Source organism: Shewanella litorisediminis, assembly GCF_016834455.1.
GTDB lineage: Bacteria > Pseudomonadota > Gammaproteobacteria > Enterobacterales > Shewanellaceae > Shewanella > Shewanella litorisediminis.
The window spans coordinates 1,234,513-1,260,377 of sequence record NZ_CP069213.1; the positions used below are offsets into that span (position 1 = coordinate 1,234,513).

Sequence of the window (25,865 nt, forward strand, 5' to 3'; positions counted from 1 at the left end):
TTGTGCGTGCTTGGTTTTGGCGTGTTTTTTTGTATTTGGGCTCAAGGCGTTGTCTCTTGGGCGGTGCGCGGCGCGTCTGCCGTGGCAGGGCGCAGGCGGGATAAATTCATGGGAATACTGTGGGCAATCAGCCGAGCCAGGGTCTTTTGCAGCGCCTTGCCATCCTGTCCATCGCAGGGGTGGGCACTGAGGCGCATCAGGCGGGCGTCGGCAATGGCCTGAATGATGCCACTGGTTTGCCGCCCGGCACCCACCTCCACAAAGAGTCTGGCACCGGCCTTGGCGGCGCGAAGCACCAGGGCGGTGAAGTCCAGCGGCTCGCTGAAAGTGGTGGCAACGGCTTCGGCAATGGCCCTGGAGACAGCATCGGAGACAGCATCGGAGACTGCCTCGGAGACTGTATCGGTCTGGGGCTTATCAGCAAACAGCAGCGGCGCATCGGCGCCTGCGCTCAGCATCACGGGCAACGCTGCCCTGGCCTCGCCGGACAGTGCCGCCAGTGGGCGCAGATAAAATGCCTGCAGCTGCGACTTGATGGCCGCTGCGGCCGGGGTATGCATGGCGGTAACCAGCCCTGTGGTGAGCGGCCGCTTGCCAAGGGTCTTACACAGGCGCTTAAGCTCGGTTTCGTCTCCGGCAAGCACAGTGCTGGGCCCCTGGGCGATGGCGATGCTGACCCGGGGGAAGTCTGCCAGATGGGGGCGTATTTCCTCGGCGCTGAGCCTGACCACGGCACTTTGCCACTTGAGCGCGCTGCTTGCTGCGGCTTTTTTGCGGGAGCGGGATTTGGTGGCCTTGGGGGCCGGGTTGTCGTCCACTGTCTCCTCATCCAGCTGCCACAGGGCGCGCACGGCCTTGAGCTCCCCTGAGATTTGCTCATTGAAGAGCTCGCTGCTGAGGGTGTCCTGCGCCATGGCAAAGGGGTCTTGCCACAGACCATGGCTCGCCACCATGGCGGCTTCGCCCATGGAATAGCCAAGGGCGAGGGCGGGCTTGATACCAAGCTCTGTCATCAGCACCCTTGCCATCAGGTAGCTGGCGCCCACGCCGGCCACGGCCTGTTCGGCGAGGCTGGGGTTATCTTCCAGCTCTCTTGGCTGCAGCAGGGCATTGAGGCCATCGAGCCCGTGCTCGCGGCTTTCCTGATCCAGGGCATCAAAACTGTCGGCAAAGCGCAGGTGCAGGCTTGAGAGCATGGACGCAGAGGCCACGCCCACACCGGGGTAAACGAAGGCGAGCCCGTCCGCCGTGGCCGGGCTTGGGGCAAACACACTGCCTGCGGGGGTGACCAGTTCAATGTCGTCCCGCAGGCTTTCGGCTATCCGCCACGACAGGGCGGCAGCCTCGGCGGCCAGGGCCTTGGCACTGTCGCCAACCAGCACCAGCGCCCGGCAACCCGGGGTCATTTCATCGAAGGCATCGGCAATGAGTTTGGCCAGCGCCGCCCGGCCTTTGACCGAGTCATCCTTGAGGGCATTGAGACTTGCCTGTACCTGGGTGAGCCGCCGTTGAATATGGGACCAGTCGGCACTGGGCAGCGCCAGTGGCAGCAGCCAGGGCAGCGCATTTTGTCCTTGTGTGTTGGGGCTGGTGGGGGCGGATTCAGGGCCATTGAGACCCAGTGTCAGCCGCGCCGAGCCCTGGGTGAGTACCAGGGTTTCGCCGCCGGCCATCTTGCTGCTTGTTTCGTCTGCATTGGACTGGTCGTTACTGGGCTGTTCGTTACTGGACTGAGCAGGGGTGTTCACCAGCGCCACCACCCGCGCCTGATAGCGTGGGTGGCTCCAATAGCTGCCGTATACGGGATGGGTGCGGCTGGCCAGTTGCTCCGCGTGGCGGATAACGCACTCCAGCGTGATTTGTTCAAAGAGGATTTCTGCATCCGCCGGGGCGCGCCCGGCCTGGGCGAGGGCAGTGTGAATGGCATTTTTGCCCGAACCCAGCGCCTGCAGCAGTGCCAGCGGATGCAGGCGCTGTTTGGCGGCCTCAAGTGCCGGCAGCATCAGCAGGGTGCCGTCTTTACCCAGTGCGATTGTTGCTCCCTTTTGCGCCTTATCAATCAGGGCGTGCCAATCGGGTTCGTTGGCGGTAACCCTCAAGGCATCGGCCGGGCAGCGTTGCACCCGGCACAGCGCCAATCTCAGGGGGGGCGTCTTCACTGACATCATATCTCCTGGCCCTTGGCCGACAAAAATGCCTGATTCAGGCTTTTGCTGATAGTGACCTTAACCCCTTCCATCGCTGAGGCGAGCTGCCCCTGCGCATTATAGAGGGCGACATCGGCACAGAGCTGGCGCGATGAGTGGCTCTTCACCCACAGGCGAAGCTGGCCCTGCTCACCGGGGGCAAGCTCGAGGTGTTGCACCGCGCGCCCAAGGCTCGCCGGCAGGCTGGCGGCATCGTATTTAAGCCGCGCCCACACCAGCAGCGCCTGCAGCAAGGCATCCTGCTGGACAATGGCTGCCTGCCCCGGTTCGGCATTTGTTGACAGGGTATTGGCAGGCAGCGTCACTGAGCATGCCAGCCCGTTCTCATCAAACCAGCTCACATCCCCCATCATCTGCAGTGCAGGCCCATGAAACAGGGCGCCATCCAGATAGAGCTGCTCACCTGTGGCAACGGGCTTCTCCGCCGACTGCCCGATATCAGCAGCAAGGGCTTCGGCTGGCAATGAGAGTGGACTGGGGGCTTCAAGCCTTGCCTCGTATTGGGGGCGACCATCGCAGCTGATAAGCGCAGACAGGCCTGTGTCTGTCACCGACAGCACCATGGTCAGGGCTTTTTCATCGCTGTCGAATACCACGCCCTTGAGCAGTCGGTAATCATGGGGCTGCCACTGCCCGCCAAAGTGGCGCGTTGCAGCGGCTTGCATCCATTCCAGGGCACAGACGGTAGGCAGCACAGCGTTACCGCCAATCTGATGATCCTCAAGGATCGCCAGCTGTTGGCGGCGCAGGGTGCGACCGAGGGTAATTCCGCTGTGCCCATCAGGCTTTTTTAGGTCGGCGCCTGCCTGGTTTGCATTGCCCTGCATGCTGGAGCCCACCAAAATCTGGGATTCGGCGCGGCCAAGCACGGCTTCGGCAAAGAGGGCAGCACCCAGTGGCCGGGGGATGACATACACGCCCCGCTCCTGGAACATTTTTTTCAGGCTGTCGGTCACCATGCCGCCATCCCATGGCCCCCAATCGAAGGCCACCACGCGGCAATCCGGCCTGGCGTGGGCCAAACGGTGGGCGGCCTTGTTGAGGATTTCATTGGCCATGGCGTAGTCGCTCTGGCCCTTGTTGCCATAAAAACCCGCGGCGGAGGAAAAGAGCGCCACCAGTTTGAGCTCATCAAGGTTTGCCAGAAGGCCCTTAATACCCTCGACCTTGGTGCCTGCCACCCGCTTGAGCTCATCCAGGGTCTTGTCCTGAATAAACTTGTCGGCGAGTACGCCTGCGCCGTGGATAAGGCCTGTAACAGGCGCCAGTGCCTGTATGGGGCCAAGCGCTTTGGCGATGGACTCGGCCGATGACACGTCCATGGACAGGTATTCGGCGCTGGCACCGAGGTCGCTGAAGGCTTGCAGTGCCTGCTGGATTTCCAGGGCGCTGGCAAGGGGGGCAATCAGGGCATCCACTTCCCTGGGCGTGGGGCGTTTGCCACCGGCCAGCAGCTCCTGAATGGCAGCTTGCTTAAGCTCAGTCGCCGCAACCCCTCTTGCCCAAACCGGGAACTCATTGAGGCAGAGCGCCTTGCTGCGTCCGGCCAGAATAAAGTGGGCCTGGGTACGCGCGGCCAGTGCCAGGGCGCAGTCGAGGGTTACCCCTTTTGCACCACCGGTCACCAGTATTTTATCTGTGCTGTTTAGCGTTGTTGCTGAAATTTGCTGCGCATCGGTTGCCAAAGCACCGAAGCGACCATCCGCAGCTATACCCCATTCAAGCAGGTCATCGGCGCCATAGAGGGCGTCAATGACCGCATCGGCCAGAGCGGTGGCATCCAACTGGACCGCGACATCCAGTGCCCGGCAGTGGGCATGGGGCCATTCCTGGGCCAGGGTTTTGGTGAGGCCAAAGAGGGCGCCCTGATTCAGCTCCACATCGGCGCCAGACAGCCCCAGTTTGCCGTCCATGCGCGCCGCTGTGATAAAGGCGCGTCTGTGGGCGCCGTTCGCGGCAAAGTCCGCGGCCAGATGCTTGGCGAACAAAAACGCCAGTGATACCTGAGAAAACGCCTCGTCACTGAAACGGGCAACCGCGTTACCGCTGGCAGCGCCTTCATCTGCGGCCATGACAGGCTGCAGATGAATAAAGGCCGACACCGGCTCAAGCTCCTTGAGCAGCGACTGGATTTCGGTGTCCATGTCGCCCTGTTGGGAAAGCGTGCGGGCATCTATGCTGGCATCCAATACCGACTGGTGGCCCAGACTGTCGCTGCGAACGACAGTGACCGCCAGCCCTTTGGCATCGAGGCGGCCAGCCAGTACACCGGCATTGTGACCATCATCGAGGATGATGACACGACCATTGGCGGCAAATAGCGCTGCGGCCGATGCGGCCTCGAGTCTATCTGCCGCCGGCAGCTTTTTTAGGGCAACCCCCGCGTGAGGCGCAAGCTCGGTATCTGCACTGGCATCTGTGCCCACAAATTGGTTTGGCAGGGAGAAGCTTTCGACGATTTGCCCCAGGGTGCGGCATTCGGCGAGGGTGGCTGCATCCACTTCGGCCAGACCCGGCAGGCGCTCCTGCACCGTGCCTAAAATCTCTACCCGTTTGATGGAGTCGATACCCAGATCGGCTTCCATGTCCATGGCCAGGTCCAGCATTTCTACCGGATAACCGGTTTTCTCGGCCACCACAGTGAGCATGGTGTCCAGCACTTGTTGTGGCGTTGGGGCCGGCAGTGTTGCCGGAGCCGCGGCGGCGTGAACGGCAGGTGCTGCATCGGATGCGATGGCAGATGCGGTTACAGCTATCTCCTGGGCAGCCGCCAGTGCGGAGACGGCGATGTCTACTTCCACTTCAGTACCCGTGTCCGCATCAGCCGCTGTTTGCTGGGCTTCTGCCTTGCTGTCGAGGCTGGTTTCCTTTGCGCCGTCCTGTGAATAGCAGGCAATGATATCGCCCAGGGTGCGGCATTCGGCCAGGGTGCTGGGGTCAATTTCCGGCAGGTCTGGCAGCGCATCCTGCACTGTGCCGAGGATTTCCACCCGCTTGATGGAGTCGATACCCAGATCCGCTTCCATGTCCATGGCAAGTTCCAGCATCTCGGCGGGATAACCTGTCTTGTCGGCCACCACCTTCAGCATCACGGCGGTGATATCGCGACTGCTATGGGCGGTCTGGTTTGACCCTTGCGCAGGCGCCTGAGACACAGGGGCTTGGGCGGCGCCTGTCATGCTGTGCATGTAGGCGACTATGTCGGCGAGGGTTCTGCATTCGGCGAGGGTTGCGGCATCCAGTTCGGGCAGCGAGGGCAGCTCATCCTGCACAGTGCCGAGGATTTCCACACGCTTGATGGAGTCGATACCGAGATCGGCTTCCATGTCCATGGCCAAATCCAGCATCTCGGCGGGATACCCCGTCTTGTCGGCCACTACTTTAAGCATCACGGCGGTGATATCGCTGCCTGCTACTTCAGTTGCGGCTGGCGCAGCTTGCACTGCGGGAGCAGTTTGTGCTGCAGGGCCTGATGTGCCAGCCACGCTTTGCATGTAGGCGACTATGTCTTCGAGGGTGCGGCACTCGGCAAGCGTTGCGGCATCCAGCTCCGGCAGCGAGGGCAATTCATCCTGCACAGTGCCGAGGATTTCCACCCGCTTGATGGAGTCGATACCGAGATCCGCTTCCATATCCATGGACAAATCCAGCATCTCAGTGGGGTAGCCGGTCTTGGCGGCCACCACCTGCAGCATCACGGCGGTGATATCGCTGCCTGCTACTTCAGTTGCGGCTGCGGTGACGGCTGGCGCAGCTTGCACTGCGGGAGCGGTTTCTGCTGCAGGGCCTGATGTGCCCGCCACGCTGTGCGCATTCGCCACTGCATGCATGTACGCAACTATGTCGGCGAGGGTGCGGCATTCGGCAAGCGTCGCGGCATCCAGCTCCGGCAGCGTGGGCAGTTCATCCTGCACAGTGCCGAGGATTTCCACCCGCTTGATGGAGTCGATACCCAGATCCGCTTCCATATCCATGGACAAATCCAGCATCTCAGTGGGGTAGCCGGTCTTGGCGGCCACCACCTGCAGCATGATGTCCTGAATTTGTGAAGCCGCAGTCGACGCCGCAGTGGCAGCTGAGGCAGTAGCCGCTGTCGTTGCGGGTTTGGCTGCCACAGCTTGTGCTGCCGGGGCCGATGCTGCAGGGGCTACAGGTGCAGGCGTCACAGGTGCAGGAATAACAGTTGCGGCCGTTACAGGCGCAGCGGCAGTGACAGGTGCGGCAAGGGAAGCTGAATACACAGGTGCAGCCGGCTGAGTGACGGTGGCCGCAGGCGTCTGGCTCACCAGAGTTTGCCCCGAGAGGGCGCTCAGCATCTGCTCACTGCCGATGGCCTGAGCCCGCATAAAGTCGCTGTGGATCTTCAGGGTGTCCGCCTGATGCTGGTGGAAAAGCTCCAGTGCGCGCTCAGTGGCGGCAGGGACCGGCAGACCGGCGCTGGCGAGTTCCAGCTGCTTTTGCATCAGCGCCTGCACCCCTTCGCCGTATTGGGCTGGAATAGTCAGAAACTGCTGATGCAGGGCCGCCAGTTGCTGCTGGGCGGCAAACAGTGCTTCCAGAGTGCCTGTTGCTGTAACCGGAGCGTCTGCAACCTGTGTGGGGGCAACCGGGGAGGCTGCACCCTGGGCAGGGTGGCTTGCATTGCTTGCCTGCGCAGCGGCAGTGGGCTGAACGGGATTGGCCTGGGGAATGTATTGGGTCTTTTCCACGATTTTCTCGACAATCTGGGTTTGTTTGCTGACTTGGCCGTCCTTGAGGGAGGCCTGCATGCGCGCGGCAGTGGCCGGACTCAGGTAGTTGCTGGCGCTGAGTTTTACCGTAAGCGGCGACTTCGGCATGGCCTTGTGGGACAGATGCTCGCGGTACGGGTCCGGGTTGCTGATGGCAAATCCTGCGGTGGCCAATTCAACCGCCGCCAGCTTGAGCTTGCTGTCGGCGCGGCCCTGACTGAGAGCAGCCTGGGCATCCAGCGACAGAATGAGGCACTCTTTGGCCCGCTCGCCGAGGATGGCATCCACCAGGCGGCTTAAGGTGTTCTTGGGGCCAAATTCAATAAAGACCCGCACACCATCACGGTAGAGGCTTTCGATTTGCGACTCAAACTGCACCTGCTCAAGCATCTGGGCCTTGAGGCTCTGCTTGAGGCTTTTGCCATCGGAGGGACGTTTGTCGCCGGAGGCATTGGCATAGAGTACGGCACTGGCGTCGCTGAAGGTTTCTTTGTCGATGGCCTTGGCAAAGGGGGCGTGGGCATGGCCAACCAAAGGGGTATGGAAGGCGCCTGACACCGGCAGCGCGATGGCGCGAATGCCCTTATCGGCAAGTGCCTCCACCAGCTGCTTAACCGCGTCTGTGGGGCCTGCCAACACCAGCTGGGTGGGGCTGTTGTGATTGGCAATCACCACGGACCCGTGCTGCGCAAGCAATGTGTCCAGGGTGCTTCTGTGGCTGGCATCCGGCAGGATGACGGCAGCCATGGTGCCTGCGTCCTTGCCTTCTGGCACCGAAGCCATGGCATCGCCTCTGGCAAAGGCAAGGCGATAGTAACTGGCCTGGTCAATCACACCGGCGGCGCGCAGGGCAGAGAGCTCACCAAAGCTGTGTCCTGCCACCGCATCCGGGGTTAACCCGGCGGCCTTGAGGATTTCAAACTGGCCCATGCTGACAACGCCAATGGCGCTTTGGGCGATGCGGGTATTGGTGAGCGCCGCTTCGTCCTGCTTGCGTGCGCCCGCATCGAACTTGGGAATGGGGAACACGTGGCTTGAAAGCTCGCCAGTGCCATGACGGCCCGGGTATCCGCGCTGATGGAAAACCTCGTCGGCGGCAATAAATTCGGCGCGCATCTCGGGGTAGAGCATGGCAAGCTCGCCCCCCATTCCGAGATACTGGCTGCCCTGACCGGCAAAGAGGGCCGCGACCTTGGCCTTTTTCGCCATGGCCCGGGCGCGGAAACTCATGTCCGGGGTGTGCCAGTCATCTGATGGGGTGGCAAGCCTGGTGATGGCATCTTCCAAACAGGCTTTCAGGGCCTTTGCATCGGCGGCCACAATTCCCAGACGTGGCCATTCGGCCTTGGGGGCTTCGCCCTTGAGGATGAAAGGGGCTGTCAGGGTTTCGAAGGTTTCTTCGCTGGTTGAAAGGCGCTCACAGAGAGCCTTGAGCTCATTGGAGAGCGCCTCGCGGGTGGCGGCGGCAAACAGCAGCGGCACCTGGGTGGCACGCAAGCGATAGGGCTTGCGGTCGTGGTCGCGCTGATATTCTTCCATCACCAGATGGAAGTTGGTGCCACCAAAGCCAAAGGAGCTTACCGCGGCGCGGCGCGGCGTACCGTCGGGGCGCGGCAACCACGGGCGGGTCTCGGTGGACAGATAAAAGGGTGAGGCTTCGATATTGAGCTTGGGATTGGGCTTGTTCACATTGATGGTGGGCGGCAACACCTTGTGGTGCAGTGCCAGTGCGGCCTTGATAAGCCCGGCGGTGCCCGCCGTTGACTTGGTGTGGCCCACCTGCGATTTGATGGAGCCCAGGGCAATGTGCTGGGTTTCATCGCTGCTTTCGCCCATGACGAGACTCAGGCCGGAAAACTCGGCCACATCCCCGGCGGCCGTGCCTGTGCCGTGTGCCTCCATCAGACCCAGGGTATGGGCCGGGAATCCGGCATCATCGTAAGCACGGCGCAGCGCCTTGGCCTGACCCTCGGGCCGCGGGGCATAAATACTCTTGAACTTGCCGTCGCTGGAGGCGCCAACCCCTTTGATGACGGCATAAATTTTATCGCCGTCGCGCTCGGCATCGTCGAGGCGCTTTAAGGCCACCATGCCAATGCCTTCGCCAATCATCATGCCCTTGGAGTCGGCGTCGAAGGGCTTGATTTGCTCATCCACGGTGAAGGCCGGGGTTTTGGAGAAGCTCATGTACATGTAAGCGGAGTTATCGGTACAGGCGCCGCCGGTGAGCATCATGTCGGCGCGGCCCTCGGTCAGCTCGGTGAGGGCCATACGGATGGCAGCGAGGGAGCCGGCGCAGGCCGCATCCACTACGCAATTCATGCCGCCCAAATCGAAACGGTTGGCGATGCGCCCGGCAATCACGTTGCCCAGGCTTCCCGGGAAGGAGTTTTCTTCCCAGTGAATGTATTGGTCCTGGAACTTGCGAATAAGCATCTCGCTGTCGGCATCGCTGATGCCACTCTCGCGAAAGACTTTTTTCAGCACAGGATATTGCAGGCGGGCATTGAGACTCTGGCTGATCTTCTGGCCGCCGCCAATGCCCAGGGTAATGCCGATTTTATCGCGATTGTGGGCCGAGGTTTCACTGACGCCTGCGTCTTCCAGTACTTCTTTGGCCACAATCAGCGAAAGCAGCTGGGCGCTGTCGGTGAGTTCCAGAATATTGGGGGGCAGGCCAAACTCCATGGGGTTGAAGTCGACCTGTGGGATAAAGCCGCCGCGTTTGCAGTAGCTCTTGTCCGGTGAGCGTTTATCGGCGTCGAAGTAGTCATCAATCTGCCAGCGATCGGCGGGTACCTCTGTGATGGCGTCGATTTTGTCGCAGATAAGATCCCAAAAGTCGTTCAGATAACGACTGTTGGCAAAGAGACTCGCCATGCCGACGATGGCAATGGGGGTGTCCTTGAGACGCTTGTTAAGGCGCAGATCCTGCGCGTCCTGAGTCTTGGACTCGCTCATTGGGCAACTCCTGTTGGCGCCGGGCGTTCCGGCGTCTTTTTGCGGGTCTTGGCGCCGCGGACATCGGGAAAGCGCGCCAGGAAGGTTTGATAATTGCGGGCGAGCAGCTTTTTCAGCTGGAATGGCCCCTGATTGAGCACATGGCTCATGTAGCGTTCGGCCGCCTTGAAATCGGCATCGGCCTCTGTGTCCGGATAGATATCCACGTACACCCAGTCATGGGCGGTGGCCATACCAATGAGCACCGAAAATGAGCCGTCCTGCTCGATGGGCACATGCATGGCTTCTACCTGCACCACTGTGTGTTCATCTTCTGCCGGCAGTGCCAGGGTTTGGGCCAGGGTGTGGCTGTTCAGGGCATAGTTTTCGGTGCCGCTGTCGCGGACCACGGGTAACAGGGCAAAGTGCTTGTCTGGCAGGGCATCGACGGGGGTGATATCACCCAGGCGTGATACGCCGTGGCGCTTGAGGCAGCGGGCAAGACCCGAGCGGGACACCCCGGGGTTGATATGCTGCTGGGTGACTTCGAGCAGCTTATCCAGTGTGAGCTTGAGCTGGTACCGTAGCCCCACCACCACGTATTCCTGCACCGGGGTCAGGGTGGTGTTGAGATGATGGGGAAGGTTGGAGCTGTCTGCGACCGTAGCGCGATTTTTCCATTTGCGTACCGTGGCCGGGGTGATATTGAGCAAACGGGCGAGCTCGGCCACCGGCAGCGGCGACCCCTGAATAAAACGGCGCATCTCCACCGTGGTGGTGGCATTGCGATGTCTTGCGCCTGCCTTTTGGGGAGGCGCTGATTTATCCGCACTCATGCGGCTGTGTTTCCCATGGTGTTCTTCACTGTCCCTGGATAGCGTTTATCTGCCTGCTGACGGTAACGGGGGATTGCCGTTCAGTGCACAATCAGCCGGAACCGAAAAGAGGGCGTGCCCGGTGTGCTGATTTGGCGATTGGCGTAAACCCCGCCAGTGCGGCTGGCGCAGTTCAATGGTGAAGCAGATTACCTGAGGACGGGAAAAGATACAATCAGGCGGGACTCATTGTGAGGGTATAAGTCGAATTGTTTCTAATTGTGTGACTCGTTGAAATTGAAGATGACATGTGCTCCTATTGTTGCCCCAAAATGAATTTGGGTGAACAGTTTTAATTAATGGAGAGAGAGATGTCTGTATTCAAAGGGAGTTTTGCGACAGTTTTGGGACTTTGCCTGACCATGTTTTTGGCTGGCTGTGCCAATACCAATATGACCGGTTCTGATAGTTCCGGTGAGGCTGGTGTCGAGCAGGAAAAAACGGTAACCGGCAGTAACTCCGATTGCCGCGCCGTAAAAACAACGGGTTCTCGTTTACCCTCAAAACGTTGCTGAAAAAACTGAATACATAAAGCCTTATCAAGACCAACAGATTTTACTGGTTGGTCTTGTGACCTCAGTCAAATCCTGTGTCTATTCTCAGAACTATACTGCTTCTGTAGCCAAGTAGAATGTGACACAAGGAGGCCGTTATGGCTGAGTACCAAACCGCGAGGATCCGCAACTTTGCCTTGCTTGGGCATACCGGAGCGGGTAAGTCCTCGCTGCTAGAGGCACTGCTTTATGGTGCCAAGGTCATAAACCAGCGGGGCAGGGTGGATAAGGGCACAAATCATGCCGATTTCACTGCCCAGGAAAAAGCCCACCAACACAGTCTCGAACCATCCTTTCTTAATCTCGACTTCGACGAACATCACATCAACCTTATCGATACCCCCGGATTACCCGACTTCTTTGGACGCTCCCTGCTGCCGTTGCCAGCCGTTGAATCTGTGCTGTTGGTGGTGAATGCTGCCACAGGGATAGAGCCGGTAACCGCCCGGGCATTCGAAGCCGCCCGGGCACAGGGCAAGGTGGTGTGTATTTGCGTGAACCACATAGATGGGCATTTGGATAAGTTGCCCGCCATTATCGAAGAGCTGCAAACCACCTTCGGCCCCCGCTGTCTGCCGGTGAACTTGCCTTCTGCCGACGGCAACGATGTGGTGGATTGCTATTTGCACTGCGAAGACACTCGCCCCACGCTCTTTTCACAGGCCGCCTCGGCACGGGACGAGCTGGTGGACACAGTGCTGGAAGAAGACGAAGCCCTGATGACCCTGTATTTGGAGCAGGGTGAAATGCTCAGTGCTGAACAGCTCCACGAGCCTTTGGAGACGGCGCTAAGAATGGGGCATCTGGTACCCATTTGTTTTACCAGTGCAGAGCTTGATATCGGTATCAGCTCCTTGCTTGAAATCATGGTTAAGCTGATGCCAAGCCCGCTGGAAGCCAACCCGCCACAGTTTATCAAAGGTTTCGGCGACAAGGCTGAACCCGTTGATGTGACCCAAAGCCCGGATGACCATGTGCTGGCACAGGTGTTCAGGGTGGGCATAGACCCCTATTTTGGCCGGGTTGCTGTGTTCCGCTTGTATCAGGGCACGATGGAAAGTGGCATGCGGCTCTTTATTGGTGCCGATCGCAAACCGGTGAAAGTGGCTCACCTTATTAAGCTCCAGGGCGCCGAAACCACAGAGGTAGAGACCGCCATCCCCGGTGATATCTGCGCTCTGTGTAAAATCGATGAGCTGGAAGTGGGCTCTGTGCTGCACGATAGCCACGATGAAGACGAGTTCCATCTGCGGGAGCTTAAAATGCCCCAGCCGATTTTCGGTCTGGCAGTGTCGCCCAAGCGTCGTGGGGACGAGCAAAAAATTGCCGAGGTGCTGGCCAAACTGATTGCAGAAGACCCCAGCCTTGCGGTGTCGCAAAACGATGCAGAAGGGCAAACGGTGCTGAGTGGCCTTGGGGATTTGCATTTGCAGATTGCACTGGAAAAGGCCCAAAGCGTATTCCGAGTCGACATGGAGACCTGCAAGCCGGCGGTGGCTTACCGGGAAACCGTGTGCAAGGCAGCAACGGCACGCTATCGCCATAAAAAGCAGTCCGGTGGTGCCGGGCAGTTTGGTGAGGTGGAACTGACCGTTGAGCCACTGCCAAGGGGGCAAGGGTTCGAGTTTGTCTCCAAGGTGGTTGGCGGCGCCGTGCCTACCCAGTTTATCCCTGCGGTGGAAAAAGGCGTACGTGAAGCGCTTAAGGTGGGGCGTCTCGGCGGCTATCCGGTGGAGGATGTGCGGGTGACCGTGCTTGACGGTAAGCACCACAGCGTCGATTCCAAGGAAATAGCCTTCGTGATGGCCGGTAAAAAAGCCTTCTATGACGCCTTTTTGCAGGCAAATCCGGTGATTTTGGAGCCTCTGGTGTCCATGGAAATTGTGGTGGGCGCCGACGATGTGGGCGACATTACCGGGCACCTCAGCTCCAGTCGCGCCATGGTTTGCGGCACAGAAGCCCGCCGTGATGGCAAGGTAAAGGTATTGGCCGAAGCGCCCCTGTCCACAGTGGATGATTATGCCACCCGGCTTAAGTCCATGACCTCAGGGGAAGGTGAGTTTACCTTAAGCTTTGCCCGCTACGAGATAGTTCCCCCGGCGGTGCAGCAAGGCCTGCTGCGTACCATAGAGGATAAAGACGACTGAACCAGCTGTTTGCCAGCAGCAGTTTACAGGCATCTCTCCCAAACCATTGCGGCGCTTTGTGGATCTCCTTCCCGGCGCCGCTTTTTTATGTCTTCGGTTTGCGCGCCACGGATGGGGACAGGACATCCCGAGTGGTGTGAGATGGCGAGCATCTGTATGGGCACAAGGGCACTCGCTACAGGCGATAGGGCTCCGAAACCCGGGTGGTGTCGGTTATACTCTGTCAGCCGTTTTATGTCTTTTTCAGTCACGCGAGTAACCAATGCCCAATTCGATTACCAACCGCGGTTTAACCCTGACCTTAACCCTGGTGAAATTGCCGGCGCTCAAGGATGTGGGAGAAGAGATTGAGCAGTTGGCGCATCGCTGCAGTCATTGGCTCAGCGACGATGAGCTCGCCCGCATTGGCCGGGCTACCTTACCCGGTTTGTCAATGCGACAACGCTTGGTGAGGCTTTGTCTCAGAGCCGAGCTTGCGCGCCAGACGCAGATGGCTCCCGAGGCGTTTCGATTTGATTATGGCACTCAGGGCAAGCCAGAATTGCGCCGGCAACAAGGCGGACCCTTTGCCTTTAATCTTAGCCACAGCGGAGACCTGTTGCTGGTGGGTGTTATCCGGGCCGAAGATGATGGCACAGGCAAACATAACAGGGGCTTGTATCTTGGTGTGGATATAGAGCGTAAACGCACCAATACCGACATCAATGCCATTTATCGTCACTATTTTTCGGCTCCGGAGCAGGCTTATCTGGCGTCACTGGATAACTCCCTTAAACGGGATGCTTTTTTTGATTTATGGGCATTGAAAGAGTCTTACATCAAGGCAACCGGCAGGGGGCTGGCTGAGGGGCTGCAAAGCTTCGCCTTCGATCTTAACCTTGCGAGCTTAAGACAGAAGGAAGGCTTTACACAATTTTATCAAGGGCTTGAACCTAAAATGCTTGCTCGGGAGCCGAACTGCACTCAGTGGCAATCCTGGCTTGGACACATAGACAGTGATTATCGTCTCGCAGTTACCCTGGGGGCTGAAGATAAGGTCAGCGTTGAGGTGATGCTGAATCAGCGGCCATTACAAAGTTTACTGGGCGAGTATCAGTCTTAACTCTTTATCAAAAAATAAAGCAGCCTGATGGCTGCTTTTATCGAACGCGTCTAATCGCTTTGGCACTATTGGCGAGCCAAACGATTGTTTTCCGGCAGGTGCTCGAAATCACTGCGAAACGGGTTGATATCCAGTCCACCACGGCGGGTGTAACGGGCGAATACCGTCAGCTTGCTGCAACCACAGTAGTGTTTGAGATCGGTAAAGATACGCTCAACACATTGCTCGTGGAACTCGTTATGCTGGCGGAACGAGATGAGATAGCGCAGCAATTTCTCTCTGTCTATCTTGGGCCCCTGGTAACGGATCATCACACTGCCCCAATCCGGTTGTGAGGTGATAAGACAGTTTGACTTAAGCAGGTTGGAATTGAGCGTCTCTGCCACCAACTGTTTGTCGTCGGTGCTGTTTTCAAGGTAGTCGGGATTAAAGTCGTAGTTGTCGACTTCAATGTCCAGATCATCGATACAGGTACCGGGCAGCTCTACAATACGGGCCAGGCCGAAGTGCTTGGGCTCGATAACCTTCACTTTGACCTCGCCTTTGGCGCACTGGGCCAAGTCCTTTTCCAGGGTGTGGCTGACGTCTTCAACTGAGCCAAAGCGGGTCTGGTTGAAGCTGTTGAGGTACAGCTTAAAGGATTTGGACTCGATCAGGTTTTCACTGTTCACATCCAACTGAACATCCAGAATGGCCACCATGGGCTTACCCTTGGCGTTCAGCCAGGACAGCTCATAGCCGGTCCAGAGGTCGGTTCCGTGAAAAGGCAAAGTGCCTGTAAGGGCGATGGCATCCCGATTGAGTTTTCTGGGAACCCCTTGCAGCAGTGATGGCGCATACTCAGCCTGGTACTCAGTGGCCTGACCCAGGGTCAGCCCCTCAAGCTCGGCGGCACCACTATAGGGATCGTGATTTCGTGTCATCAAACATCTTTCCGTGTCAAAATAGGGGCACATTATAACCTAGTTTGGACGGTTCTTAAGTGTCTTGTCTGGCAGCACTGACAAAATTTCACGAAATCTACAAGGCGGCCTTTGTTGAGCGATTGGGTGAACTTCCCCGTTGCTTTACCCATGGCAGGATGTCACCTTGCCTGGCTGATGGCGCAATTGCCGACAGCGAGGCGCCACAGCCATGGCAGATGGTGCCAAGGCACGAAGCGGCGGTATTCGATAATGTATCCCATGCCATGGGTATTGAATTACACAGTGATATCAACGGCTTTTATGGCCATCTCTTCGCCGGTCCACTTCAGTTTGACTCGCCCTGGGGAGAAGGGGAACTGATCCAGATTTGGAACGAAGAGGATTTTGTACTGTTGCAGCAAAACATACTCGGTCACCTGATGATGAAAAAGCAGCTGAAGCAGCCCCAGACCTGGTTTATTGGCTTGATTGGCGACGTGGATGAAATGATTTCTGTGAATAATGCCGATGGCAGTGTTTGGCGAGAGGTCGCAGGCCAGGAGCCCCATGAACAGTTGGCAGACAGTCTGGAAGCCTTTTTGCAGCAGCTGAACCCGCGGGTGGCACCCCCTCAGCGCCATGAAGAGTATGCGGTTGCCGCAACGCCCCATCCCGGCATATTTGCCAGTCTCAAGCGAATGTGGCACAACCTGACGGGTCGCTAAATGTCAGTATCAAGAATCTAAAAGGCGCCCAAGGGCGCTTTTTTGTTGGCTCGATTCGCTCGATTCGTTGGAGCCGGTCTGTGTTATTGATAGTCCCAGGACAGATTGGACACGATACGGCAGGGCTCACAGCGGAAATGAAACATATCGAGCAGGGGTTCGTCCAAACGCCAGCTCGCGCTGCCACAACGGGGACAGGGGCGTGCCTGCTCATCCTGTAGACTGGTGCCTCCTACCCGATACAGGTAGTAATAGGTTGGGATTTTGGTGAGGTATTCGATGCGTCCCCTGAGATCCCAGCCACGGCGAAACAGATCGCTTCCGACATTACAGAGCTCATCCAATGCAGCAAATTCCGCCTTGGTCGCCGACGCCATCTGTAACTCGTCGCAGGCCTGCCATTCGGTTTGCCAGCGGATCAACTGCTTGTGATCGCCATTGAAGGTCGCCGGCAACTTGTAAAGCGGGATTGGCAACAGGTTATCGCCACTGCGCACTGGAGAACACATGTGCACATAGCTGGTGTAAAGCAACTGCCACTCAGGTGTTTGTGTCGCGCTTTCATTGGCATTGATGTCCTGCCCAAGCAGTTTTTCCCGTGGCGGAAGCAGCTTGGCATCCGTGAGTCCTTTCAGTGCGGCTTTGGCCCAAGGACTGTTGTGACGGTTGGCCAGACTATCCTGTGCCGGCAGCATCAGGCGGGCTCTAAATTCACCGTCATTAAAGCTGACGGCAAACTCGCGACCGAGAATTTGTCCGTTGGCGCGCCACGCCTCGAGCAGGTGATTAATGGCATGCTGGGCCGCGCTGATGGTGGTGTCTGCAAAACACTCAAATCGTACTTCGCAAACAAACATCAGTGTTTGCCCTCTTCAAGTGTCTTAATGCGTTCATTCAACTGCTGACACAGGGTTTCAAGCATGGCAACCCGCTGCTGCAGCGCATCAAGCTCTGAGGCTGGTGCGTCTTCTGTTGCTTCGGGGATGGATGTTGTCAGTTTTACCTTGTCGGCATGACTGAGTTGCTTGAACTGGGTCAGCCCCTTGATGATGACAGGCATGGGGACGGACTTTGCCAGATTGGCCTTAATGAGGGCAACGCTGGGCTCCAGTCCTTTCAGTTCTAAAGAACGGGCCACTGCCAGCACCTGCTCAATTTGACTCATAGTTGGTGAAATTCCTTAATAAATGCACAAGCTGAAAACATAAGTCTATTTAAAACAATGGATTATATTTTGGCTTGTTTCTTGCTGACCTTTGGCCGCTATGGCTGTGAGTTTATCACAGCGGTCATCATAAGGAGAAAAGGAATGAAATCAGTTTATTTGGGTTTGATGTTGGCGGGGAGTTTGGCGCTCGGTGGTTGTGTTGTTAATGTAGGTGAGAGTGTCAGCGGTTATCAGGATTGGGAAAAAAAGCAGCTTGAGAACAGAGAGCATCTGACTCAACTTAGTCTTGGAATGGACAAGTCCCAGGTACTGGCGTTGATGGGCAATGCCGATTTTTATGAAGCCTGGCAAGCGGATGGTAAAGACGTTCAGGTGTTTTTCTATCGCACACACAGATTGCACGGCGACGGCAGTACCACCAAAGAAGAATGCACTCCTGTGATACTGCACAACAATCGCTTGGTTGGCTGGGGCGAAACGGCCTATCGCAAGGGCTGATTTATTTGCGTAGCCGGGTGTCCAACAGGTCAATCAATTCTGACCAGTTGGCATCCACTTCCAGTGACTCTCTTAAAAATCCGGCCTGTGCCGGTGTCCAGAAGTCGGCCTGCCAAATGGCCAGGTCGGCGCCTATTGTGTGTTTATCAATAAACTGGCTGATGGCCTTATCGCTGCTCTCCAGTCCCAACTGTTCAAATAAATGGCTGAGATCCACGGGGGTCGTATCCATAGTATTCCTCCGACTGACACCATGGGTTAATAATTGATTGCTCGTGCTAAAAAGGCAAACTCGATTAATAATTGCACTTTTTGTAGGGCTTGTTACATTGGTTTGAGTGTGATCTGGATCAAGGAATAGCAAGAGTGGAACACCAGACTCAGGAAAGGTTTCGCGCTGTTTATCTTACGGCGGAGGATTTGAGGGTCGCTGCCTCAATTCTGTATAACGCATACCATGATGACCCCTTTTTTATGCAAACCCTTGGTTACGATGACAAGGTATCCTATGAGCAAAAGCTCCGGGCAGCCATTCGCGAAGAACTCAACGAATTATGGCAACAGGAGCAAACACTGGTTGGCTGGTTTGATGAAGACCGCCTCATTGGTATTGCCTGTGTGGTCACTCAGCATGCTCCTCTGGGCGATGCTAAAAATTGGCACTGGCGCCTCAAAATGCTGCTGGGAACAGGTTGGCAGTCAACCCAGATGATATTGAAGAAAGAGGCCCAGATCCTGGAACATCTCCCAGGCAAGGCCTGTGGTATTTTGCAATTTATCGCGCTGGCGCCCACCGAGCAGGGTAAAGGTCATGGACAGCAACTGCTCAAAGCGGTGCAGTCCTGGTGTGACGATCAGCCTGAATTGGATGGCATTGGCGTATTTGTCAGCCAAGCCTCACAAAAACATCTGTTCCAATCCAATGGCTTTGAAAGCATTGGGCCTATTCATTTTGATAAGGTGGAAGGCGAACTCATGTTTTATCGCAGGCAGTCCAATGAAGCCTAGATTCAGCAGTTTCAGCGAGTTTTATCCCTATTACCTGAGCGAGCATTCCCATCCGCTTTGCCGGGGGCTCCATTACCTGGGTTCTTCACTGGTGCTTATACTGTTATTGGTTTTATTTATCTCGGGTCAGTGGCAGTGGGCCTGGTTGTTGCCTGTAGTGGGGTATGGATTTGCGTGGATAGGTCACTTTTTTATTGAGAAAAATCGCCCTGCGACATTTCGTCATCCCTGGTACAGTTTTTTGGGGGATTGGGTAATGTTGTGGGATTTTATCTCCGGTAGACAACGCCAAAATACCTAATGAGATATATCTCTATAGGTTGTGTGAGATATATCTCACACGCAGCGTAGGATAATACGGCTAGATTCACTCGAAGTTCGCCGTGATTTTTTCATTTTACTATTAATAATCAGCTGGTTGTCTTTGTTTCTTTCCCGATGCGTTAATAACGCCGACTGCAGTCAACGCGCCTTGCATCACGTTTTCTCTTTCTGTTTGATAAACTTCAATTGCAGTCAGGGAATGGCTTGCACCACGAAACGAATAAGGATGTTCCTTTTCCATCGGTGCCATTGAAGGTGCCGCACCCGGCAGGACGCGCAGGGACAAACGCCAGCTATGGACGCATTGGCGGTAAGGACAGGCAGGACGCCTCAGTCAGGAAGACAGCAGGATATTCTGGACAGGTTCAGGACGAACAGCACCGTTAAGGATTAGCGGTTGATGGAGTCAGTACTGAAAGGATCAGTACGCAGGACGCGATACGGATAGCGCTCAGGGATGCAGCAGGAACGGTTACCAGGAAGCGACCGGTCAAGGGATTGAGTACGTAAGTACATGGACATGGCTTGTATGCCAGGAATACGCTGGATGCGACTAGACGCATGGATGGTGCAGGGAGCACAACTTAGCGGGATAGCTAACAAGGTAAAAATGGGGCGCGCCTTTAAGACGCGCCCTTTTTCTTTGTGTCACCTTTTCATTTGGCTGTCGGGCCGTCGAAGCTACGCTTGGGGCAAAAGACAAACTGACTGCATGCAGTGTGAGATATTTCTCACACCTTATGTGAGAGATGCGGGGCTGTGCATAGAATGAATTTCCCAAGTGGAAGCAAATTGTATTTAAAAACAGCTAATTACACCGTGTTTCTCAATGTGACATATTTTGGTCAATGATCACATTCGTGTAAACCCCACCCTATATTCGCAGCAATCAGTAAAATTCAAATTGTCGAGGGAATGATGCTGGCAATGGATGCCATATCAGGAAGATGACAGGAACGTCTCCAGGAGCGGAGAACCGATGCAGGATGTGTCGGACAAGGAAGTAGACCACAGGATGTGCCAACAGGATGTTGGAATAGTGGCAAAGGACGCCAGAGCTCTCCAGGAAGGAAAGTTTGAGTGCCCCGGACGGCGCAAAACATGGACGGTTGAGTATGGACACTCATCAAGGATGAAATCAGGACACGCTCATGGACGGAGCAGGCTCGGTCAAGGGATAACCGAGTGAGATGGAAAGTACGCAAGTACATGGACAAGCAAAGGAAAGCCAGGGACGACGCAGGAAGCAACGCATACGCATGGATGGTGCAGGGAGCACAACAATAGCTGGATGGCTTAACAGGGAAACAGATGGGTGCGGTTCGAAAGAACCGCACCCTTTCTTATTTTTAAACTTGTGCGTTTAGACGGTGCAGTCTTAATCAGCCGGGTTGGTGACTGCTCATCATTGGCTTAATGCTGCTGTTACTCTGACTTTTTTCTCAAGTCGTGTAATGGGCATTACTAAATGATGGCGGTACTAAGCGCCGTGTAACTAACGCGCTCTTGCAGGCACTCGATTGTTGCCATGCGGTTGCCGGTTTTCCAACCGCTGATGTTAAGTCCAAAAATAAAGCGGGCCAGTGCCCGCTTTCCAACTCAACTGCAGTGTGCCGCTTTACATTGCAAATGAACTCGTGATTGAGGTTACAACAGCGGTTGTATTTGCCCCGGGAGTTTCGGCTTTCATATAACTGACGCCTATCATTAGCGGCAGCGGACAAAGCTCAGCGACAGCTACCAGAGCTGCAACTGCTTTTGCTCCCGCAGCCTCCCCCCAACGAGCCCCTTGCTGTCGGGGCCTGGTGCCATTCTGGCTCGGGAAAAATCGGCCACTCAATTTTTTGAATTTTTTTACCCAACATATGGATGTGGCCACGATATTGATTAATGCCATCGGTTGAAAATTCAAAAAGATAGCTTGCTTTCCAACCAATGCCTGTACTGGCGCCCAGCGTGGGTTTTGCGCTGAGCTGAGCGATTGCCAGCAATTGTACATTTTGGCGCTTGGCTTCTTTTTCGGCGAACATTCGGGCAATTTCGGCCATTTGTCTCAATTGCCAAAAAAACGCTGCAATTAAAGCAACGCCAAGGAGTAACAGCAGGTCGGTCATCATGATTTGGTCGCCTTGAACAGTCCGCCGATGGCCAGAGACAGGGCATCGATGCGATTTGGATCCCGGATGGCCATCAGCATGGAAGTGCGCAGTGCCGGTATAGCCACAATATCAGCAAAGACTTGATTGAAAAAGTCTTGCGGCATCAGCGCCAGGGCTTCAAGGAAGCTTTTGCGACATATGTCATCCCGCAGAGCCAGCCAATTCCGACCGGCGATGCAAATCAGCACTTCTTCGGTGAGCAATCGTTTTTCGGCCAATGACGCTATGGCCTGCACCGAGGCATCAGGCTGGCTGCCAAGGGCCCTTAAAAAATAGATGAGGCGTGCATCCCTGTGCTCTTCCAGCCCTGCGAGCAGCGCGTCTTTCACGGCTTCCGGTACCAGCACATGCTCCAGACACTGGCATAGCGCTATTTGAACTTCCATCGGGGCGAACTCAAGAGCACGGGCCACCATGGCGGCATGATCCAGTTCACCCAGCCTCACACTGATGTCGGCCAAGCCCTGAAACCCCACGTTAGGCCAGGTGTCCTGTGGCAGTTGGCCCGATAAATACTGAGCGGCAAATTCATACTGGCTGGAGGCCGAACGCCCGAGATGACGGCGCACCAAGGCATTAAATACCGCGAGTTTCTCCTGCGTGGGCTTGAAGCTGAATGGATGATTGGCCATTTTTTGTTGCTCATCTTCGCTCAACGTCCGGGTTAAGTCCTGTCCAAGAGCCTCAAGAATCATGTGAATGAACTGACTGCGCGGCGCAGGGCTCAGCAGACCCCGCTCATCCAGTGGCAAGCTGATAAACCACACAAAGTGCTGTTCGCTGGCATCCCAAAATACCAGTGCCATTTTGGCGTGTCCCTGAATGGGATAGGGATAAGGAGCCTGCAACGCTTCAATTTGGGCAAAGGCCATGGCGTCGATATGTTGCACCCGGCGCCCCAGATCGTACACCTGAAACTGGGTCTTGGCGGTGGAAAGAAATTGACTGATGCTGGTGATTTCTGCCATCTGACTGCGGCCTGTAAAAGAGAGTGTTCCGATGGGGCGCCATTATAGGGTTAAGTGGCGCAAGATGGTACAATTGGCCTTTTTAGGAGAGTCTTTCCTGTGTCCGCTGCCCCCTTGTCTGTGTCTGATGCCCAGTTATTATCACTGCTCGATGAGTTGGAATACGCGCTCAAGTCGGCCGCACTGTGGCGGGATAAAATGCCATCGACTGAGGCATTGGCGAGTCAGGCGCCATTTGGTTGTGACTTAATGGCTTTTGATGAGTGGTTGCAGTTTATCTTTCTGCCAAGATTTCGTGCACTGCTTGAAGCGAAACAACCCCTTCCGTCAGCCATGTGTTTACTGCCCATGGCCCAGCATGTTTGGGGCGCTGACACCGACAAAGAATCTCTGCTGACTGCGATAGCAAACCTGGATGATGCCGTTAATGGAAAATGAACCAGTACAGGCCGGTACTTTTGAGTTGGCATTTGCTGACACGGCACCGGCCATTGAGATCCTCTACGAAGATGAGGCTATGGTGGCTATTCATAAGCCCGCGGGGCTGCTCGTGCATCGCACTTATCTTGCGCGAAAAGAACATTGGTTTGCGATGCAGCTGACCCGCGACCTAGTGGGTTGTCATGTGTTTCCGGTTCACCGCCTTGACCGGCCCACATCGGGCGTGTTGCTCTTTGCCAAATCCAGCGAGGTGGCCAATATCCTTTGCGGTCAGTTTGCCAACCACAGTATTCGCAAACACTACCTGGCTCTGGTGCGTGGCAACATGTTTGAGGCGGGTGTGCTTGATTACGCTCTTAAAGAAGAGTTGGATGAACTTGCCGATAAAGATGTTGACCCCGATAAGCCTGCCCAGGAAGCCATCACGGCCTATCGGCCACTGCTGAACAGTGAGATTCCCTATTCATCGGGGCGTTATCCAAGCAGCCGTTTTGCCCTGATGCATCTGCAGCCACAAACGGGGCGCAAACATCAGCTGCGCAGGCATATGGCTCATCTGCGCCATCCTATCGTGGGTGATACAACCCATGGTGATGGTAAACAAAATCGCTTTTTCCGGGAGCACTTTGGAATTAATCGTCTGTGGTTGATTGCGAAACGACTGGAGCTGACACACCCACTGACGGGGGCTCCGCTGGCCATTGAGACTGAGTTGGAGTCTGAATGGCTTGGGGTGTTTTCCGGGCTTGGATGGGATGAGGCGACGCTGGCGTTATCGCCATCCATGCTTATTGCCTGATCAGCCTGCTTGTTTCAGCCTTGCTTTGATCTCGGCAAGGCTGACAAAACCGGCAACTTGGGTATGGGGAACATCGGGCCAGATTTTTTGACTTTGAAAGTAACGGCTTCGCCTGTTTTGACAGGCCTTGTGCTGTTTCTTGCGGCAGCTCGGTTGCATGGCGTGCTTCCCGTTGATGAGCATCCGTCCGTGGTTATCTGTGCTTCAAATGTGTCCTTTCCCGAAAAGGGGTTGAAGCAGAACCTCTATCAAGGTAGCACGAATAGCGGAAAAACCGCCAATGAATATGACGACTTGCCTGTGGTCGCTGCTTTCGCGTATGTTTGAGCCCATATTACTGATTATTTTATATTAAACCGTGAGACTTATTCCGAATGAAACACGTCGACCTGGTATTCGGTACCGTTTATGGCAGTGCGCAGTTTGTGGCTGAAACCCTGGCGGATGAACTCGCTGGTTTGGGATATGGCGTGCGGCTGTGGCAATCCCATGAGTTGAACGACTTTACTCCCAGTAACGAGGGATTATTGATTCTGGTGTCATCCACCACTGGCAGTGGTGATTTACCGGAAGACATCCAGTCTTGGTACTACCGCATCCAATCCACTGCCCCTTACTTGCCTAGCCTCCATTACAGTGTGGTTGGCTTGGGGGATTCCAGTTACAGCGAGTATTGCGGTGCCGGCGAAAAACTGGATGCACTCTTTACAGAGCTTGGAGCCAAGCAGGTTTTGCCGCTGCTGCGAATCGATGCAATGGACACTATGGAACCTGAATTAGAGGCCAAAACGTGGCTGACGCAATGGCACCAGCAAGTTCAGCTCGGCCTGAACGACTAACCCGCCTGAACCGCCACTGGTTCAGGTTTGCCCAGCGTTTGTCGCAAACGCTGCTCATTCCCATTGCCATATTACCGGCTGCGGGGGTCATGATAGGGATTGCCACCAATCCCTTGCCCTTTATTCCTGACGTGTTCAATGTGTTGATGTTGAGTGTGGGCAAGCTCATTTTCGACATCATGCCCATGCTGTTCGCCATTGCGGTGGCCATCGGCTTTTGCCGCGATCAGGGGATTGCGGCCTTCTCAGCCGCCTTCGGCTACGGCGTGCTGCTCTCTACACTGGCAGCGGCAGCCAAGGTCTATCAGTTGCCATCCCACATAGTGTGGGGAACCCCCACCATAGATACCGGCATTGCCGGAGGCATGTTGGTGGGGGGGATCACCTGTGTTGCGGTGCGACTCAGTGAAAAACTCAGGCTACCCGCGGTATTTTCGTTTTTCGAAGGCAGACGCAGCGCCCCGCTGATTATGATCCCCCTGGTCATGTTACTGGCCGTGATGCTGGCCTTTATCTGGCCGCCCCTGGCATTATCTATTGAGCGTTTATCTGACTGGGCTGTGTATCAGGAGCCTGCCATTGCCTTTGGATTCTACGGCATGGTTGAGCGGTTATTGCTGCCGCTGGGGCTGCATCATATTTGGAATGCGCCTTTTTATTTGGAAGTGGGGCAATATGCCCATGATGGCGACATTGTGCGGGGGGAGATGGCAAGATATTTTGCTGGCGATCCTTCTGCGGGTAACCTTGCCGGTGGTTACCTGATTAAAATGTGGGGTTTGCCTGCGGCCGCACTGGCGATATGGCGCTGCGCCGACAGAAATCAACGCAACCGGGTTGCCGGAGTCATGTTATCGGCCGCGACCGCCAGCTGGCTGACAGGGGTCACAGAGCCCATAGAATTCGCTTTCCTGTTTGTGGCGCCGCTCTTGTATCTGTGTCACGCCCTGCTGACAGGCCTCGCTTACAGCATCGCCATTTTGCTTGATATTCACCACAGCGTAGTGTTTTCCCATGGTCTGGTGGATTTTGTACTGCTGTTTCCCCAATCGAGTAATACCCATTGGATTTGGTTCCTGGGGCCGCTGACATTTGTTATTTACTACATTCTTTTCCGGGCCTGTATTCTGGCGTTTAACCTTAAAACCCCCGGTCGCTTTGAAGCCGATACCGGCCAGCAGCGCAATTTAATTGCCATCGTCTCTGCGCTGGGAGGCGGTGGAAATATTGCTGATTTATCTGCTTGCCTTACTCGTCTTCGGATCAGTGTGTCAGACCCCACTCTGGTAGACCGACAGCGATTGATGTCATTGGGAGCCAAGGGCGTAATTGTGGTTGGCAGTGGCGTTCAACTGGTATTTGGCACCAAGGCTGAAACCTTAAGAAAGCTGCTGCAGCGGTATCTTGATACCCGCACCTGATAAGTTGGTTATTGAATTCCCAAATTTACTGCCGGTTTTTTACGTTATTTTTTGC

General features: G+C 55.9%; 22 protein-coding genes. 12 read left to right on the top strand and 10 right to left on the bottom strand.

Going from position 1 to position 25,865, the window contains the following annotated elements; all coding sequences use genetic code 11:
• Window positions 1-41: 41 nt before the first annotated feature.
• From JQC75_RS05445 to JQC75_RS05455, 3 genes are read right to left on the bottom strand one after another with little or no spacing between them, the layout of a single operon-like run.
• A complete protein-coding gene (locus JQC75_RS05445; RefSeq protein WP_203326437.1) occupies window positions 42-2,165 on the bottom strand; it encodes a PfaB family protein in 2,124 nt (707 codons plus the stop codon).
• Window positions 2,165-9,898 (bottom strand): type I polyketide synthase, encoded by a 7,734-nt coding sequence (locus JQC75_RS05450; protein WP_203326438.1) that lies wholly within the window; start codon window positions 9,896-9,898, stop codon window positions 2,165-2,167. Before JQC75_RS05450 ends, JQC75_RS05445 begins: the two co-directional genes overlap by 1 nt.
• On the bottom strand, window positions 9,895-10,713 hold the full coding sequence (locus JQC75_RS05455) for a transcriptional regulator (protein ID WP_203326439.1): 819 nt from the start codon (window positions 10,711-10,713) through the stop codon (window positions 9,895-9,897). The genes JQC75_RS05450 and JQC75_RS05455 overlap by 4 nt, the downstream gene beginning before the upstream one ends.
• A 350-nt stretch (window positions 10,714-11,063) precedes the next feature.
• Here JQC75_RS05455 and JQC75_RS05460 point away from each other — a divergent pair, with 350 nt between their 5' ends.
• From JQC75_RS05460 to JQC75_RS05470, 3 genes are all read left to right on the top strand, one after another.
• Window positions 11,064-11,267 (top strand): hypothetical protein, encoded by a 204-nt coding sequence (locus JQC75_RS05460; RefSeq protein ID WP_203326440.1) that lies wholly within the window; start codon window positions 11,064-11,066, stop codon window positions 11,265-11,267.
• 137 nt (window positions 11,268-11,404) lie between these two features.
• Window positions 11,405-13,453, top strand: a complete 2,049-nt coding sequence (gene fusA, locus JQC75_RS05465) for an elongation factor G (RefSeq protein WP_203326441.1) — start codon at window positions 11,405-11,407, stop codon at window positions 13,451-13,453.
• A 262-nt stretch (window positions 13,454-13,715) separates the two neighbouring features.
• Window positions 13,716-14,555: a 4'-phosphopantetheinyl transferase family protein gene (locus JQC75_RS05470; protein WP_203326442.1), complete on the top strand. Its 840-nt coding sequence runs from the start codon at window positions 13,716-13,718 to the stop codon at window positions 14,553-14,555.
• Between the two features lie 65 nt (window positions 14,556-14,620).
• Here JQC75_RS05470 and queF read toward each other — a convergent pair whose 3' ends face one another.
• Window positions 14,621-15,478 carry an NADPH-dependent 7-cyano-7-deazaguanine reductase QueF gene (gene queF, locus JQC75_RS05475; protein ID WP_203326443.1) on the bottom strand — a complete coding sequence of 286 codons (858 nt, stop codon included), beginning with the start codon at window positions 15,476-15,478 and terminating at the stop codon, window positions 14,621-14,623.
• Window positions 15,479-15,537: 59 nt separating this feature from the next.
• Here queF and syd point away from each other — a divergent pair, with 59 nt between their 5' ends.
• Window positions 15,538-16,185 (top strand): SecY-interacting protein, encoded by a 648-nt coding sequence (gene syd / locus JQC75_RS05480; RefSeq protein WP_203326444.1) that lies wholly within the window; start codon window positions 15,538-15,540, stop codon window positions 16,183-16,185.
• A gap of 83 nt (window positions 16,186-16,268) precedes the next feature.
• Here the strand turns inward: syd and JQC75_RS05485 are convergent, their stop codons facing one another.
• Both JQC75_RS05485 and JQC75_RS05490 read right to left on the bottom strand, forming a co-directional pair.
• Complete coding sequence (locus JQC75_RS05485) at window positions 16,269-17,042, bottom strand: Zn-ribbon-containing protein (protein ID WP_203326445.1); 774 nt, start codon at window positions 17,040-17,042, stop codon at window positions 16,269-16,271.
• Window positions 17,042-17,350 (bottom strand): hypothetical protein, encoded by a 309-nt coding sequence (locus JQC75_RS05490; RefSeq protein WP_203326446.1) that lies wholly within the window; start codon window positions 17,348-17,350, stop codon window positions 17,042-17,044. Before JQC75_RS05490 ends, JQC75_RS05485 begins: the two co-directional genes overlap by 1 nt.
• A gap of 144 nt (window positions 17,351-17,494) precedes the next feature.
• On the opposite strand from JQC75_RS05490, the gene JQC75_RS05495 reads away from it, so the two are divergent.
• On the top strand, window positions 17,495-17,851 hold the full coding sequence (locus JQC75_RS05495) for a DUF3192 domain-containing protein (protein WP_203326447.1): 357 nt from the start codon (window positions 17,495-17,497) through the stop codon (window positions 17,849-17,851).
• A gap of 1 nt (window position 17,852) precedes the next feature.
• On the opposite strand, the gene JQC75_RS05500 is transcribed toward JQC75_RS05495, so the two are convergent.
• Window positions 17,853-18,083, bottom strand: coding sequence for a DUF2789 domain-containing protein (locus JQC75_RS05500; RefSeq protein WP_203326448.1), 231 nt, complete (start codon window positions 18,081-18,083; stop codon window positions 17,853-17,855).
• 134 nt (window positions 18,084-18,217) lie between these two features.
• Here JQC75_RS05500 and JQC75_RS05505 point away from each other — a divergent pair, with 134 nt between their 5' ends.
• On the top strand, window positions 18,218-18,859 hold the full coding sequence (locus JQC75_RS05505) for a GNAT family N-acetyltransferase (RefSeq protein WP_203326449.1): 642 nt from the start codon (window positions 18,218-18,220) through the stop codon (window positions 18,857-18,859).
• The gene (locus JQC75_RS05510; RefSeq protein WP_203326450.1) at window positions 18,849-19,160 is read left to right on the top strand and encodes an Mpo1-like protein; all 312 of its coding nucleotides are present in this window, start codon (window positions 18,849-18,851) and stop codon (window positions 19,158-19,160) included. The genes JQC75_RS05505 and JQC75_RS05510 overlap by 11 nt, the downstream gene beginning before the upstream one ends.
• 102 nt (window positions 19,161-19,262) lie before the next feature.
• On the opposite strand, the gene JQC75_RS05515 is transcribed toward JQC75_RS05510, so the two are convergent.
• From JQC75_RS05515 to JQC75_RS05525, 3 genes are all read right to left on the bottom strand, one after another.
• Window positions 19,263-19,433 carry a hypothetical protein gene (locus JQC75_RS05515; RefSeq protein ID WP_203326451.1) on the bottom strand — a complete coding sequence of 57 codons (171 nt, stop codon included), beginning with the start codon at window positions 19,431-19,433 and terminating at the stop codon, window positions 19,263-19,265.
• 1,477 nt (window positions 19,434-20,910) lie between these two features.
• Window positions 20,911-21,300, bottom strand: a complete 390-nt coding sequence (locus JQC75_RS05520; RefSeq protein WP_203326452.1) for a DUF3301 domain-containing protein — start codon at window positions 21,298-21,300, stop codon at window positions 20,911-20,913.
• Entirely contained in the window at window positions 21,297-22,310 is a 1,014-nt protein-coding gene (locus tag JQC75_RS05525; protein ID WP_203326453.1) for a DUF3549 family protein, read from the bottom strand. The genes JQC75_RS05520 and JQC75_RS05525 overlap by 4 nt, the downstream gene beginning before the upstream one ends.
• A gap of 99 nt (window positions 22,311-22,409) precedes the next feature.
• Here JQC75_RS05525 and JQC75_RS05530 point away from each other — a divergent pair, with 99 nt between their 5' ends.
• Genes JQC75_RS05530 through JQC75_RS05550 form a run of 5 tightly spaced genes read left to right on the top strand, consistent with a single transcriptional unit; the run spans window position 22,410 to window position 25,810 of the window.
• Window positions 22,410-22,748, top strand: a complete 339-nt coding sequence (locus JQC75_RS05530) for a YqcC family protein (protein WP_239002088.1) — start codon at window positions 22,410-22,412, stop codon at window positions 22,746-22,748.
• Window positions 22,738-23,550 carry a tRNA pseudouridine(65) synthase TruC gene (truC, locus tag JQC75_RS05535; RefSeq protein WP_239002089.1) on the top strand — a complete coding sequence of 271 codons (813 nt, stop codon included), beginning with the start codon at window positions 22,738-22,740 and terminating at the stop codon, window positions 23,548-23,550. The genes JQC75_RS05530 and truC overlap by 11 nt, the downstream gene beginning before the upstream one ends.
• Window positions 23,551-23,559: 9 nt before the next feature.
• A complete protein-coding gene (locus JQC75_RS05540; protein WP_203326454.1) occupies window positions 23,560-23,877 on the top strand; it encodes a hypothetical protein in 318 nt (105 codons plus the stop codon).
• A 47-nt stretch (window positions 23,878-23,924) separates the two neighbouring features.
• Window positions 23,925-24,389 carry a flavodoxin gene (locus JQC75_RS05545; protein WP_203326455.1) on the top strand — a complete coding sequence of 155 codons (465 nt, stop codon included), beginning with the start codon at window positions 23,925-23,927 and terminating at the stop codon, window positions 24,387-24,389.
• Entirely contained in the window at window positions 24,353-25,810 is a 1,458-nt protein-coding gene (locus JQC75_RS05550) for a PTS transporter subunit EIIC (RefSeq protein ID WP_203326456.1), read from the top strand. The genes JQC75_RS05545 and JQC75_RS05550 overlap by 37 nt, the downstream gene beginning before the upstream one ends.
• The last annotated feature ends 55 nt before the right edge of the window (window positions 25,811-25,865 follow it).